Source organism: Streptomyces sp. WAC 01529, from assembly GCF_003945545.1.
GTDB classification, from domain to species: Bacteria; Actinomycetota; Actinomycetes; order Streptomycetales; family Streptomycetaceae; genus Streptomyces; species Streptomyces anatolicus.
Window position 1 is genome coordinate 548,288 of record NZ_CP029617.1, and the last position, 13,181, is coordinate 561,468.

Genomic DNA, 13,181 nt, shown 5'->3' on the forward strand with positions numbered 1-13,181 from the left:
GTGGGTGAGGGCGGTGCTGTCCTCCCCCACGACACAGGGCGCTCTACTCCCGCCACGGCAGCGGCAGTTAAGGTACGCGGATGGCTGCATCGCCCACGGATCCAGGCACCCCCGACCGTCGCGGCCCTGCTCGCTACCTCTGGTGGGTGATCGCCAGCCAGCGTCGACGGGTGACTGCCGGAGCTCTGTTGGGCAGTGCGTGGATGATCGGCCTGACCCTCCCTCCGTACCTGTTGTCGCGCGCCATCGACGACGGCTTGCGCCCCGGCGATCAGGGCGCGCTGGCCGGTTGGGTCGCGGCCCTCTTCGGAGTCGGGGTGCTGAACGCCGGGCTCGCGATCATGCGGCACCGCACGATGACCCGCATCCGGCTCGACGCCTACTTCCGCACCGTGCGCGTCGTCGTCGAACACGCCACGCGGCTCGGGGCCGCGCTGCCGCGCCGCGTCTCGGCGGGTGAGGTAGTCACGATCGGGCACGCCGACGTGGGCGTGATCGGCCAGACCCTGACCGTGACTGGCCCCGGCGTGGGCGCGGTGTTCGCCTACTTCGTGGTGGCCGCGCTTCTGCTGTCCGTCTCCCCTCTGCTCGCGGTGGTGGTCTTGCTCGGTGTGCCTCTGCTGGCCCTGCTGGTCGGCCCGTTCCTCGGCCGTCTCCAGGGTGCCGAGACCGCGTACCGGGACCGGCAGGGCGCCCTCGCCGCCGTGCTCGGCGACCTCGTCGGCGGGCTGCGGGTCCTCAACGGCCTCGGCGGCAAGGGTGTCTTCACCGCCCGCTACCGCCACGGCTCGCGGCAACTGCTCGACGAGGGCTACCGCGTGGGCTCGTCGATGAGCTGGATCCAGGCCTTCGGGCTCGGCCTGCCCACGGTGTTCCTGGCCACCGTGACATGGCTCGCCGCGCGCATGGCCGCGCAGGGGACCATCACGGTCGGCGAACTGGTGGCCGTCTACGGCTACGTCGCCGTCCTCGTCGTACCGGTGTCGTTCTTCATCGAGAGCGGCTACGACATCGGCCGGGGCCTGGTCTCGGCACGGCGTGTCGTGCACTTCCTGAACCTGGAACCGGAGGACTTCACGGCTGGGGCTCGGGGCGAGGCTGCGGCGCCCGAGGCACCGGCCCCGCTGCGTGACCCCGTATCCGGTGTGGAGGTCTCTCCCGGCATCCTCACCGCGCTCGTCAGTGCCCGTCCATCCGAGGCCACGGATGTCGTCGAGCGCCTCGGCCGCTTCACCCCCTCCCCCGCCACGTGGGGCACGGTCCGCCTCGACGCCGTCGCCCTGGACCAGGTCCGCGCCAGGATCCTCGTCGCGGACAACGAGGCCGACCTCTTCGCCGGTACGTTGCGCGCGGCGATCTCCGGCCGCCGTGCTCCCGACGAGCGGACGCTCGCCCGTGTCATCGACGAAGCCGTGGCCGGCGACATCGTGGCCGGTCTGCCCGGCGGGCTCGACGCCCGCCTCGCCGCCCACGGCCACAACCTCTCCGGCGGCCAGCGTCAGCGCGTCCGCCTGGCCCGGGCCCTGCTCGCCGACCCCGAGGTCCTGCTGGCCGTCGAACCCACATCGGCGGTCGACGCCCACACCGAGGCCCGGATGGCGGCCCGTCTGCGCGCCGCCCGCCGTGGCCGCACGACCCTCGTGACCAGTACGTCCCCCCTCGTCCTCGACCAGGCCGACGTCGTGTACTACCTGGTCGGCGGCCGAGTGAGCGCCATCGGCCACCACTCCGATCTGCTGGCCTCGCACCCCGACTACCGGAGCCTGGTGTCGCGCGGCTCCGTCCAGCAGGCCCCAGCGCGCGAGGCGACCGAGCAGATCGCGGAGGCGCGAGCCCCGGCAGATCACGGCCCACCAGCGCCACAAGACCATCAGAATCCCCGCCCCTCCGCCGAGCCGACTCACGAGACTCTCCGATGACGCCGCCCCGCCGCGCTGACGGCCCCGGGGCCGCACCGGGGCTTCTGCCCGTAGCCGGCCCGCGCCAGGTCCACCGCGCCGCGCTGCACCTGATACGCCGGGACGCGCGAGCCTTCACCGCCATGATCGTTCTCAATGCGCTCGCCGCGGCCGCGGGCCTCGTCGGGCCGTGGCTCCTCGGCCGAATCGTCAACACGGTCAAGGACGGCGGAGGCGTCGAGGCCGTGGACCGCCTCGCCCTCGGCATCCTCGTCGGAGCCGTCGCCCAGCTCCTCCTGGCGCGTCACGCCCGCTACCTCAGCCACCGCTTCGGCGAGCGCACCCTGGCCCGCATCCGCGAGCAGTTCGTCGACCGGGCCCTCGCGCTGCCCGCCTCGGTCGTCGAACGCGCGGGCGCGGGGGACCTGACGGCTCGCGGCACATCCGACGTCGCGACCGCCGGCCAGACGCTGCGTGACACCGGCCCCGACGTCTTCGTCGCGGCCTTGCAGGCGCTGTTCATCCTCGGCGCGGTGTTCCTGCTCGATCCGCTGCTCGGCGTCTGCGGCGTACTCGGCCTGACCGGCATCTGGTTCGCCACCCGCTGGTACCTGCGGCGTGCGCGCTCCGCCTACCTCGACCAGGGAGCAGCCCACTCCGCCCTCGCCGAGGTGCTCTCCGCCACCGCCTCCGGGGCGCGCACCATCGAGGCCTTCGGTCTGCGGGAGCGCCGCATCGCGGAATGCGAGGACGAGATCGAACAGTGCGTCGCCGCCCGAGAGCGCACCCTGTTCCTGCGCAGCGTCCTCTTTCCGTCCATCGACATCTCGTACGTGATCCCGGTGGCCGTCGTGCTCCTCATCGGCGGCGTGATGCACGACCGGGGCACGGTGAGCCTGGGCGCAGTGGTCGCCTCCGCGCTGTACCTGCGCCAGCTCTCCCAGCCGCTGGACACGATCTTGCAGCGGGTCGAGGAGTTGCAGAGCAGCGGCGCGGCCTTCGCCAGGGTCGAGGGCCTTGCCGCCGCCCCGGCGGGAACATCCGCACCCACAACCCCGGCCACTCCTTCCCGAGGTGATGACCTCGGTGATGCCCTCGGCGATGCTCCCGAGGACGACCGCATAGACGTCGACGGCGTGTACTTCGCGTACGGCGACGGCACCGACGTCCTGCGCGGCGTCGACCTGTCCATACGCCCCGGCGAACGCCTCGCCGTCGTCGGACCCTCCGGCGCGGGCAAGAGCACCCTGGGGCGACTTCTCGCGGGGATCGACACACCGACCAAGGGCACGGTGACCGTCGGCGGTGCCCCGATCGCCGACCTCTCCCCGGGCCGACCGCGCCGCCAGGTCATCCTCGTCACCCAGGAGCACCACGTGTTCCTCGGCACCCTCCGGGACAATCTGCTGATCGCGGCGGAGTCCGCCACAGACGCGGAGCTGCACGACGCGCTCGCGGCGGTCGGCGCCGAGTGGGCGGGGGAGCTGTCGGACGCTCTGGACACCGAGCTGGGCGCCGGCGGCCATCGGCTGAGCGGGGCGCAGACCCAGCAGCTGGCACTGGCCCGAGTCGTACTCGCCGACCCGCACACCCTGATACTCGACGAGGCCACCGCCCTCCTGGACCCGACGACAGCGCGCCACACCGAACGGGCTCTGGCCGCTGTCCTCCGTGAGCGGACCGTCATCGCCATCGCCCACCGGCTGCATACGGCCCACGACGCGGACCGCGTCGCGGTCATGGAGGACGGCCGGGTGACAGAGATCGGCACCCACGAAGACCTCGTGGCAGCCGGCGGCTCCTACGCGGCGCTCTGGCACTCCTGGCACGGCGACCGCCCGCCGACCAACAGCGCCCACATGGACACCCCCGGCACCGGCACACTGGCAGACCCGTCCGCCACCGGCGCCCGAAGCCACCGGCCCGGCAGCTGAGCCGAGACCCGCACTTTCCGTGCCCCTACGACGTCCGACCCTCAGATGAAGTTGAGCGCGGCGGCGCCGCCCACTCCCCCGAGCAGCATGAACACCGGCATCAGCACCTTCAGCTCGATCCAGCTGCCGGCCCGGAAGCGCAGCGCCTTCGGCGGCCCGATCGGGTACCAGCGCTTGCGGCCGATGGGGATGGGCCACAGGACCGGGCAGCCGGAGACCGTCAGCGCGTCCCCGAGGTCGTGGACCAGCGCGCCGAGGACGATCGGCAGCCCGAGCCACAGATACTCCTGGCCGGGCGCGGTGAACAGCCAGTCCGAGCCGTTGCCGGGTTTGTCGAGGACTCCGGCGAGGATCCAGGCGCTCGTCGCGGCGAGCAGCCACACCAGCACATCGCTGCTCGACCCGCGCGCGGCCCGCCACAGCAGGCCTTCGATGGCGAGGACCATGTGGACGAAGAGGAGTGTGAGGACCGCCCAGCGCCCGCCGAAGATCGCCAGGGCGGAGGCGCCCGCCCCTATCAGCACCGCCCACAGCCAGGTGTGCGTCAGCGTGCGGTGGCCCCCCGAGCGGCGCGGGTCGCCCTGCTTGCGCGTCGCCTTGTAGACGGCGTACGAGAGCTTGTCGACGATCTCGCACACCCCCCGCGAGATCGGCCCGAAGGCGCGCGAGATCGTCGCCGACTTGTGGTCGAGGTCGGGGGCGAGCGCCGCCCCGGCACAGATCAGGGCTCCTACGAGGAGGACCGGCCAGGGCATCATGTGCCCCGCGGCCGCGGCAGCCGCGCCGACCCCGAGCCAGGCCGCGGCCCCCGACAGTGAGTGCGCCGGTCCCATCATTGCTGCCGCCCGCCCCATTTCCATTGTTCTGACGCCCCGTTGGCGACACAGCGTAACCTTCGTGATCTTCGTGGGGCCCTCCGGTTCCCAGATCCGGTGAGAAGGAAGGCAAGATGGGGGTGTGACCCTTATCGATCAGCTGCCGCCGGATGCCGACCCAGATGCCCTCTTCGAAGCCTTCTCGTCGTGGGCCGAGAACCAGGGGATCACTCTCTACCCGGCCCAGGAGGAGGCGCTGATCGAGGTGGTCTCCGGAGCGAATGTGATCTTGTCCACTCCGACCGGCTCGGGCAAGAGCCTGGTCGCGGCGGGCGCCCACTTCACGGCACTCGCCCAGGACAAGGTCACCTTCTACACCGCTCCCATCAAGGCACTGGTGTCGGAGAAGTTCTTCGACCTGTGCAAGCTCTTCGGCACCGAGAACGTCGGCATGCTCACGGGCGACGCGTCGGTCAACTCCGACGCCCCCGTCATCTGCTGCACGGCCGAGGTCCTCGCCTCCATCGCGCTGCGGGACGGCAAGCACGCCGACATCGGCCAGGTCGTGATGGACGAGTTCCATTTCTACGCCGAGCCGGACCGCGGCTGGGCGTGGCAGATCCCGCTGCTCGAACTGCCGCAGGCGCAGTTCATCCTCATGTCGGCGACGCTCGGCGACGTCTCCATGTTCGAGAAGGACCTCACGCGCCGCACGGGCCGGCCCACCTCGGTGGTGCGGTCCGCGACACGGCCCGTTCCGCTGTCGTACGAGTACCGGCTGACGCCGATCACCGAGACGCTCACCGAACTGCTCGAGACCAAGCAGGCGCCCGTCTACATCGTGCACTTCACGCAGGCCCAGGCCGTCGAGCGCGCCCAGTCGCTGATGAGCATCAACATGTGCACGCGCGAGGAGAAGGACAAGATCGCCGACCTGATCGGCAACTTCCGCTTCACCACCAAGTTCGGCCGCAACCTCTCGCGCTACGTACGCCACGGGATCGGCGTGCACCACGCGGGCATGCTGCCCAAATACCGCCGCCTGGTGGAGAAGCTCGCCCAGGCAGGGCTCCTCAAGGTCATCTGCGGCACGGACACGCTCGGCGTCGGCGTCAACGTCCCGATCCGCACGGTGCTGTTCACGGCGCTGACCAAGTACGACGGCAACCGTGTCCGCACCCTGCGCGCGCGGGAGTTCCACCAGATCGCCGGGCGGGCCGGGCGCGCGGGCTTCGACACCGCGGGCCTGGTGGTCGCACAGGCGCCCGAGCACGTCATCGAGAACGAGAAGGCGCTCGCCAAGGCGGGCGACGATGCGAAGAAACGCCGCAAGGTGGTCCGCAAGAAGGCTCCCGAGGGCTTCGTCGGCTGGACGGAGAACACCTTCGAGAAGCTCATCGCCTCCGAGCCGGAGCCGCTGACCTCCCGCTTCCGGGTCACGCACACCATGCTGCTGTCGGTGATCGCCCGCCCCGGGAACGCCTTCGAGGCGATGCGTCACCTCCTCGAGGACAACCACGAGCCGCGCAAGCAGCAGCTGCGGCACATCCGACGGGCCATCGCGATCTACCGCTCGCTCCTCGCCGGCGGTGTCGTGGAGAAGCTGGACGAGCCGGACGCCACGGGCCGCGTCGTGCGCCTGACGGTCGACTTGCAGCAGGACTTCGCGCTCAACCAGCCGCTGTCGACATTCGCCCTCGCCGCTTTCGAGGTCCTGGACCCCGAGTCCCCTTCGTACGCTCTCGACATGGTGTCCGTCGTCGAGTCCACCCTCGACGACCCGCGTCAGATCCTCGCGGCCCAGCAGAACAAGGCGCGCGGCGAGGCCGTCGCCCTGATGAAGGCGGACGGGGTCGAGTACGAGGAGCGGATGGAACGGCTTCAGGACATCACGTACCCGAAGCCGCTGGAGGAGCTGCTCTTCCACGCCTACAACACGTACCGCACCAGTCACCCGTGGGTCGGCGACCACCCCCTTTCCCCGAAGTCCGTCGTCCGGGACATGTACGAACGGGCGCTGTCGTTCACCGAGTTCACGTCCTTCTACGAACTCGCCCGCACCGAGGGCATCGTGCTGCGCTACCTCGCCGGCGCGTACAAGGCCCTGGAGCACACCATCCCGGACGACCTGAAGTCCGAGGACCTGGAGGACCTGATCGCCTGGCTGGGCGAGATGGTCCGTCAGGTCGACTCCAGCCTCCTCGACGAGTGGGAGCAGCTGGCCAACCCCGAGGTCATGACGGCCGAGGAAGCCCAGGAGAAGGCCGACCAGGTCAAACCGGTCACGGCCAACGCCCGTGCCTTCCGTGTCCTGGTGCGCAACGCGCTGTTCCGCAGGGTCGAGCTGGCCGCCCTCGACCACGTCGAGGAGCTCGGCGAGCTGGACGGTGAATCCGGCTGGGACGCGGACGCCTGGGGTGAGGCCATGGACAAGTACTGGGACGAGTACGAAGATCTCGGGACCGGCCCCGACGCGCGTGGCCCCAAGCTGTTGCTCATCGAGGAGGATCCGGAGCACGGTCTGTGGCGCGTCCGGCAGACGTTCGCCGACCCGAACGGCGACCATGACTGGGGCATCAGCGCGGAGGTCGATCTCGCGGCCTCCGACGAGGAGGGCCGCGCCGTCGTCCGGGTCACGGACGTCGGCCAGCTCTGAGAGACCCGAGGATCCACGCGTCCCGGACAGGAGTCGAGGAACTGTCATGAACAATCCCGCCGAACGGCTGGTCGACCTGCTTGACCTGGAGCAGATCGAGGTCAACATCTTCCGCGGCCGCAGCCCCCAGGAGTCGCTGCAGCGGGTGTTCGGCGGGCAGGTCGCCGGGCAGGCCCTGGTGGCAGCGGGCCGCACCACCGAGGGCGACCGCCCGGTGCACTCGCTGCACGCGTACTTCCTGCGCCCGGGTCGCCCGGGGGTGCCCATCGTGTACCAGGTCGAGCGGGTCAGGGACGGGCGCTCCTTCACCACGCGCCGCGTCACCGCCGTCCAGCAGGGCCGCACCATCTTCAACCTCACCGCCTCCTTCCACCAGCCCGAGCAGGGCGCCTTCGAACACCAGCTGCCGCCGCGCATCGCCGCTCCCGACCCGGAGTCGCTTCCGACGGTCGCCGAGGAGATCAAGGCGCATCTCGGCGCGCTCCCGGAGCAGCTGGAGCGCATGGCCCGGCGTCAGCCCTTCGACATCCGCTATGTTGACCGGCTGCGCTGGACCGCCGAGGAGATCAAGGACGCCGAGCCGCGCAGCGCGGTGTGGATGCGTGCCGTCGGCCCGCTGGGTGACGACCCGCTCGTGCACACCTGCGCGCTCACGTACGCGAGCGACATGACACTCCTCGATGCCGTGCGCATCCCGGTGGAGCCGCTCTGGGGGCCCCGCGGGTACGACATGGCGTCACTCGATCACGCCATGTGGTTCCACCGTCCCTTCCGGGCGGACGAGTGGTTCCTGTACGACCAGGAGTCGCCCATCGTGACGGGGGGTCGCGGCCTCGCGCGTGGCCGTATCTATGACACCGAGGGGCGGCTGCTGGTGTCGGTCGTTCAGGAAGGGCTGTTCCGTCCGTACGGGGAACGCCACATGGACAGTCCAGCAAGCGCGTGAGCGGCAGGGGACCTGTACGGGAGGCATGGTGCGACGGTTCGACGTGGCTGAGCGCCGGGCACGGCTGGCTGTGCGCCATCGGTTGACGGCCGACACCAGGGCGGACGATCCGGTCGAGGTGGCGCGGTCCCTGCTGGCGCTGCACGGCACCGATCCGTCGTCGGTGTACGTGGGTGCCTGGGCGCGCATGCGGGACGGCCACGTGAGGGACGTGGAGCGGGCGCTGTACGAGGACCGGTCGTTGATTCGGTTGCTGGGGATGCGCCGCACGGTCTTTGTGACCTCCCTTGATGTCGCTCCCGTACTGCAGGCCGCGTGCTCGCGCGCGGTGGCCGCCCGGGAGCGCCGTCTCCTCCTGGCGAGGCTGACGGAGGCCGGCGTCGGCGCCGACGCGGCCGAGGTCTCGGCGTGGCTGACAGCGACCGAGGAAGTGGCGCTGCGGGCGCTCAAGGAACGAGGTGAGGCGACCGCGGCCGAGCTGGTGGGCGACGACCCGCGTCTGGGCACCGAGCTGGTGATGTCGCGCGGCAAGAGCTACGAGGGCCGGCAGAAACTGGCCAGCAGGCTCCTTCTGCTGCTCGCCGCCGAGGGCCTTGTCGTGCGGGGCCGTCCGCGTGGCACGTGGACCTCGCACCAGTACCGCTGGGCCCCGCTGACGCAGTGGCTTCCCAATGGGCTCGCCGACTGGTCCACCCAGGAGGCCGAGACCGAGCTCGCCCGGCGCTGGCTGCGGACGTTCGGTCCGGCACCGGCGGATGATCTGCGCTGGTGGGCGGGGTGGACCAAGACCCAGACGAAGCGGGCGTTGAGCGAACTGCGCCCCGTCGAGGTCGACTTGGACGGAGTGACCGGCCTCCTCCTTCCCGACGATGTGGCGGAGACTGCCCGGCCCGAGCCGTGGGCGGCCCTCCTGCCGGCGCTCGACTCGACCCCGATGGGCTGGCAGAACCGTGGCTGGTTTCTCGGCGACCACGGCCCTCGCCTGTTCGACAGGAACGGCAACATCGGCCCGTCCCTGTGGTGGAACGGTCGTATCGTCGGCGGCTGGGCGCAGGACAGCCAAGGCGAGATCGTCTGCCGGTTCCTCGAGGACGTGGGAGCGGACGCGCGGAGCGCCGTGCGGGCGGAGGCCGAGCGTCTGGCCTCGCGGCTGGGCGGAGTGCGGCTCACCGCGCGTACCAGAGGCCGGACTTGGCTCGAGGAGGAACTGGCCGCTTGACGACCGCAGGGCAGACTTGGGGTGGAGCGGTGCGGGCATGACGCCTCCATCCATAGGGGGTTCGAGATGAGCAACACAGACAGCTCGACGAATAGCGCGGACAGCGCGATGAGTACGGGCAGCGAGGGGGACGGGCAGATGAACGGGAATGTGGTCGACGGCAGGGATCAACTGCTTGACGAGGCCGTTGGCCTGCGCAAGGCAGGCCACCGGGAGGAAGCCCGAGAGCGCCTCGTCGCTCTCTCCGCACGTTTTCCGCAGGACGCGGAGATCGCGTACCAGACCGCGTGGGTCCACGACACGCTGGGACTGGAGGCGGAAGCGGTCCTGTACTACGAGCGGGCGCTCGCCGGGTCGGGGCTCTCCGATGAGGACCGTCGCGGCGCCCTTCTGGGGCTCGGCAGCACCTACCGGGTCCTTGGCCGTTACGACGAGGCCGTCGCCACACTCGGCGATGCGGCGGCCCAGTTTCCCGACGACGGAGCGCTCAAGACGTTCCTGGCCATGGCGCTGTACAACACCGGCCGGACCCATGACGCCATGGAGATCCTTCTGACCTTGCTCGCGGCCACGAGCAAGGCTCCGGAGATCGCGGGTTACCGACCCGCGATCGAGGAGTACGCCAAGGACCTCGACGCCACGATGTAGCGGCGCCGACGCCGTCGCCCCGATACCCCCGGCCTACGCCCGCCTACGGCGCAGCCACTTCAGCAGGCCACGCGACTCCTGAACCGAGGTGTCGAGCGCGACGTCCCTCGGCAGCTCGGGCTCTGGAGTGGGAGGTGCCGGTTCGACCATGGGCCGCGGCGCGGGTCGGGGCGCCGGGCGTTGCGCGCGGGCCTGGACGAGGCCGATCAGCAGGCTGGAGCGCAGCCAGCGAATCTCGTCCGGGTCGTCCGCCGTCGTGATGCGTTCGACGATTCGTGCCACGGGTGAATCCGGTGCTCCGTTGGCGCGTGGCACGGGCTTGAGCCGGTTGAGGTAGGCGCGTTCGTACGGATCCCTGATGGTCTCCGCGAGCTGCACCGGATCCAGCAGCGAGGCCATAGCGGCGACGCGCTCCCACGGGTCCTCGGACTGCCTCAGCAGAAAGTCCGCGTGGCGGCCCCGCCAGTTGCGCGCCCTCAGGTCCTGGCCCTTTTCCAGTCGTTCACGCAGCACTCCCGGCATGCGTCCGGTAAGAAGGTCGGCGTTGGTCTCTGTCTCGGCGAACTGCCGTAGTTCCTCGGCGAGATAGAGCCAGACAACAGCTCGATACCGGTTCAGGTAGAACTTCACCGGGACCAGCGCACCGACTCGGGCGAGCCGGGTGAAGCGGGCCGGGCTGATGTCCATGAGCCTCGCACCCTCTGTGGTGCCCACGGCTCTGATGCCTTCTCGCAGCGACTCGGGGAACCCTTCGCTTCCGCGCACGCGAGCGATCTCCTCACGCGTGACGCGCCGCTGACCGCCCGCTCCGTCCCCGACGGTGCGGATGCGCCCCAGCACCACCGCGAGATCGAACTCGCCGCGCTTGAGGCCCAGTTCCCTCGCGGCGCCGCTCGGCGTCAACGATGGCCGGGCGGCCGTCGCGGTGGCCGTCTGCGTGATGGTGTCACTTGCCATGATGGTTCTCCCCCGTGAGACGTGCTTGCTCTCGGGAAAAACCGTAGCCCGACCACCGCGATCCTCGCTCGGCCTGTGGATAACTCTTGTCGTGGCGATGTCAGCGCTGGTCAGACGTCGACGTCACACGTGCCGGAAGCCGGCGTCAGCGCTGGTCAGAGGTCCACGACAGGCGTGCGTTCCGGTTTCCGGGCCCCCACGCCCAAGTGTTCGCCGACACGGTTCACGAGCAGTGTCATCTCGTAGGCGACTTGGCCGATGTCTGCCTCCGCGGAGCTCAGGACGCAGAGGCAGCTGCCGTCGCCCGCCGCCGTGACGAAGAGGACGGCGTCGTCGAACTCGATCATCGTCTGGCGCACATTCCCGGCGTGGAAGTGGCGCCCCGACCCCTTGGCGAGGCTGTGAAGTCCCGAGGAGACCGCGGCGAGATGCTCCGCGTCCTCGCGCTCCAGATCCGAACTCGCGCCCGTCACAAGCCCGTCGTTGGACAGCACCAGCGCGTGCCGTACATGCTCCATCCGCTGCGTCAGGTCGTCCAGCAGCCAGCCCAGCCCCGTGCTCTGCCCCATGATCCCGTCTCCCCGCGTCCGCTCCCCCTGGCTGGAGGATCTGACCTGCCAGCCTTCCCCACGTCCGGCGCCCCGGCAAGCATGATGGGGACATGGCACAGAAGATGACCGATGAACAATGGCGGGCCTTCGTCTCGCACGGCACCCGAACCGGCAAGCTCTCGACGGTCAGGGCGGACGGCAGCCCGCACATCGCACCCATCTGGTTCCTGCTCGACGGGCAAGACCTGGTGTTCAACACCGGCAAGGAGACGGTGAAGGGCCGAAACCTCGCGCGCGACGGACGCGTGGCCCTGTGCGTGGACGACGATCAACCGCCGTTCGCGTACGTCGTTCTCCAAGGCCGCGCCGAACTGATCGAGGAGATCGACCAGGTCCGGCACTGGGCGGCCCGGCTCGGCGCGCGCTATATGGGCGAGGACCGGGCCGAGGAGTTCGGCAAGCGCAACGGCGTTCCCGGAGAACTCCTGGTGCGCGTGAGGATCGACAAGGTGCTCGCGTCCTCCGGAGTAGCCGACTGAGGTTCAGCCCACCGAGTCGAGCAGTCGGGCGGTATGCATCCGCCCGGCGTACTCGACCAGACGTATCAGCACCTCCTTCCCGGAGTCGCGGTCCCGCGCGTCGCACAGCACGACGGGGGTGCCGCGGTCGAGGTCCAAGGCCCGTGAGACGTCCTGCGCGCCGTACGTACGGGCGTGCGCGAAGCAGTTGACGGCCACGACGAACGGGATTCGCCGGTGCTCGAAGTAGTCCACGGCGGGGAAACAGTCCTCGAGCCGCCGCGTGTCCGCGAGGACGACGGCGCCCAGGGCTCCCTGCGACAGTTCGTCCCACAGGAACCAGAAACGGTCCTGCCCCGGAGTGCCGAAGAGGTACAGCGAAAGGCCCGACCTGATGGTGATGCGGCCGAAGTCCATGGCGACGGTCGTCGTGGTCTTCCGGTCGACGCCCTCGGTGTCGTCCACCGACTGACCTGCCTCGCTGAGCAGTTCTTCGGTGCGCAGGGGACGAATCTCGCTGACCGCGCCGACCAGAGTGGTCTTGCCCACCCCGAAACCGCCCGCTACCAGGATCTTCAGTGCCATGGCGGCGGTCTCGCCGTCCACGGCTTCAGAGCGCTCGGAGACCATCGATCACCTCTCGGAGGATCTTCTCGTCGGGAAGCTGCGCGGGCGGCACCGGTCGGTTGACCTTGATGAAGCCCATCTCCAGCAGGTCGCCGAGCAGCACCCTGACCACGCCCACAGGCAGATCGGCGCCCGCGGCGAGTTCGGCGACGGACTGTGTCTCGGCGCGGCACAGCCCGATGAGCGCCCGGTGTTCGGGGCCAAGAGCGGTGTCGTCCCCGAGTCCTATGGCGTCCGCGTCCAGCGTCACCAGTGCGATCAGGTCGAAACGGACGCCGCTCGGTCCCGGCTCGGTCCGCCCGCCCGTCATCGCGTAAGGCCGGACAAGGGGCCCGGCTTCGTTGTCGTACCACTGGCTGTCCACCTGACGCGGGGAGCCCTTTGATTCGTCGGTCATGGCTACCGGCCGTCC

12 protein-coding genes are annotated in these 13,181 nt (G+C 70.1%); 7 read left to right on the forward strand and 5 right to left on the reverse strand.

The window, feature by feature from the left end; translation table 11 throughout:
• Positions 1–80 precede the first annotated feature (80 nt).
• Both DMA15_RS02250 and DMA15_RS02255 read left to right on the forward strand, forming a co-directional pair.
• A complete protein-coding gene (locus DMA15_RS02250) occupies positions 81–1,919 on the forward strand; it encodes an ABC transporter ATP-binding protein (protein WP_125510971.1) in 1,839 nt (612 codons plus the stop codon).
• Positions 1,916–3,832 carry an ABC transporter ATP-binding protein gene (locus DMA15_RS02255; protein WP_125510972.1) on the forward strand — a complete coding sequence of 639 codons (1,917 nt, stop codon included), beginning with the start codon at positions 1,916–1,918 and terminating at the stop codon, positions 3,830–3,832. Before DMA15_RS02250 ends, DMA15_RS02255 begins: the two co-directional genes overlap by 4 nt.
• A gap of 41 nt (positions 3,833–3,873) precedes the next feature.
• Here DMA15_RS02255 and DMA15_RS02260 read toward each other — a convergent pair whose 3' ends face one another.
• The gene (locus DMA15_RS02260; RefSeq protein ID WP_125510973.1) at positions 3,874–4,668 is read right to left on the reverse strand and encodes a metal-dependent hydrolase; all 795 of its coding nucleotides are present in this window, start codon (positions 4,666–4,668) and stop codon (positions 3,874–3,876) included.
• A gap of 121 nt (positions 4,669–4,789) precedes the next feature.
• Between DMA15_RS02260 and DMA15_RS02265 the strand changes: the two genes are divergently transcribed.
• The 4 genes from DMA15_RS02265 to DMA15_RS02280 all read left to right on the forward strand — a co-directional run bounded on the left by DMA15_RS02265 (position 4,790) and on the right by DMA15_RS02280 (position 10,116).
• The gene (locus tag DMA15_RS02265; protein ID WP_125510974.1) at positions 4,790–7,303 is read left to right on the forward strand and encodes a DEAD/DEAH box helicase; all 2,514 of its coding nucleotides are present in this window, start codon (positions 4,790–4,792) and stop codon (positions 7,301–7,303) included.
• A 46-nt stretch (positions 7,304–7,349) separates the two neighbouring features.
• Entirely contained in the window at positions 7,350–8,249 is a 900-nt protein-coding gene (locus DMA15_RS02270; protein WP_125510975.1) for an acyl-CoA thioesterase II, read from the forward strand.
• A 43-nt stretch (positions 8,250–8,292) separates the two neighbouring features.
• Positions 8,293–9,468, forward strand: coding sequence for a winged helix DNA-binding domain-containing protein (locus DMA15_RS02275; RefSeq protein WP_240659653.1), 1,176 nt, complete (start codon positions 8,293–8,295; stop codon positions 9,466–9,468).
• Positions 9,469–9,606: 138 nt separating this feature from the next.
• Positions 9,607–10,116: a tetratricopeptide repeat protein gene (locus tag DMA15_RS02280; RefSeq protein ID WP_125517211.1), complete on the forward strand. Its 510-nt coding sequence runs from the start codon at positions 9,607–9,609 to the stop codon at positions 10,114–10,116.
• Positions 10,117–10,149: 33 nt separating this feature from the next.
• Here DMA15_RS02280 and DMA15_RS02285 read toward each other — a convergent pair whose 3' ends face one another.
• Entirely contained in the window at positions 10,150–11,073 is a 924-nt protein-coding gene (locus DMA15_RS02285; RefSeq protein ID WP_125510977.1) for a DUF6397 family protein, read from the reverse strand.
• A gap of 155 nt (positions 11,074–11,228) precedes the next feature.
• A complete protein-coding gene (locus tag DMA15_RS02290; protein ID WP_125510978.1) occupies positions 11,229–11,642 on the reverse strand; it encodes a roadblock/LC7 domain-containing protein in 414 nt (137 codons plus the stop codon).
• Between the two features lie 92 nt (positions 11,643–11,734).
• On the opposite strand from DMA15_RS02290, the gene DMA15_RS02295 reads away from it, so the two are divergent.
• A complete protein-coding gene (locus DMA15_RS02295; RefSeq protein ID WP_125510979.1) occupies positions 11,735–12,163 on the forward strand; it encodes a PPOX class F420-dependent oxidoreductase in 429 nt (142 codons plus the stop codon).
• 3 nt (positions 12,164–12,166) lie between these two features.
• On the opposite strand, the gene DMA15_RS02300 is transcribed toward DMA15_RS02295, so the two are convergent.
• Together DMA15_RS02300 and DMA15_RS02305 are read right to left on the reverse strand one after the other, a co-directional pair.
• Entirely contained in the window at positions 12,167–12,772 is a 606-nt protein-coding gene (locus tag DMA15_RS02300) for an ATP/GTP-binding protein (protein ID WP_125510980.1), read from the reverse strand.
• Positions 12,753–13,166, reverse strand: coding sequence for a DUF742 domain-containing protein (locus tag DMA15_RS02305; protein ID WP_125510981.1), 414 nt, complete (start codon positions 13,164–13,166; stop codon positions 12,753–12,755). Before DMA15_RS02305 ends, DMA15_RS02300 begins: the two co-directional genes overlap by 20 nt.
• Positions 13,167–13,181: the final 15 nt, after the last annotated feature.

Coding starts and splice junctions, on each gene's coding strand:
- DMA15_RS02250 (WP_125510971.1), top strand. CDS start 81: ATGGCTGCATCGCCCACGGATCCAGGCACCCCCGACCGTCGCGGCCCT.
- DMA15_RS02305 (WP_125510981.1), bottom strand. CDS start 13,166: ATGACCGACGAATCAAAGGGCTCCCCGCGTCAGGTGGACAGCCAGTGG.
- DMA15_RS02295 (WP_125510979.1), top strand. CDS start 11,735: ATGGCACAGAAGATGACCGATGAACAATGGCGGGCCTTCGTCTCGCAC.
- DMA15_RS02280 (WP_125517211.1), top strand. CDS start 9,607: ATGAACGGGAATGTGGTCGACGGCAGGGATCAACTGCTTGACGAGGCC.
- DMA15_RS02270 (WP_125510975.1), top strand. CDS start 7,350: ATGAACAATCCCGCCGAACGGCTGGTCGACCTGCTTGACCTGGAGCAG.
- DMA15_RS02260 (WP_125510973.1), bottom strand. CDS start 4,668: ATGATGGGACCGGCGCACTCACTGTCGGGGGCCGCGGCCTGGCTCGGG.
- DMA15_RS02255 (WP_125510972.1), top strand. CDS start 1,916: ATGACGCCGCCCCGCCGCGCTGACGGCCCCGGGGCCGCACCGGGGCTT.
- DMA15_RS02290 (WP_125510978.1), bottom strand. CDS start 11,642: ATGGGGCAGAGCACGGGGCTGGGCTGGCTGCTGGACGACCTGACGCAG.
- DMA15_RS02300 (WP_125510980.1), bottom strand. CDS start 12,772: ATGGTCTCCGAGCGCTCTGAAGCCGTGGACGGCGAGACCGCCGCCATG.
- DMA15_RS02285 (WP_125510977.1), bottom strand. CDS start 11,073: ATGGCAAGTGACACCATCACGCAGACGGCCACCGCGACGGCCGCCCGG.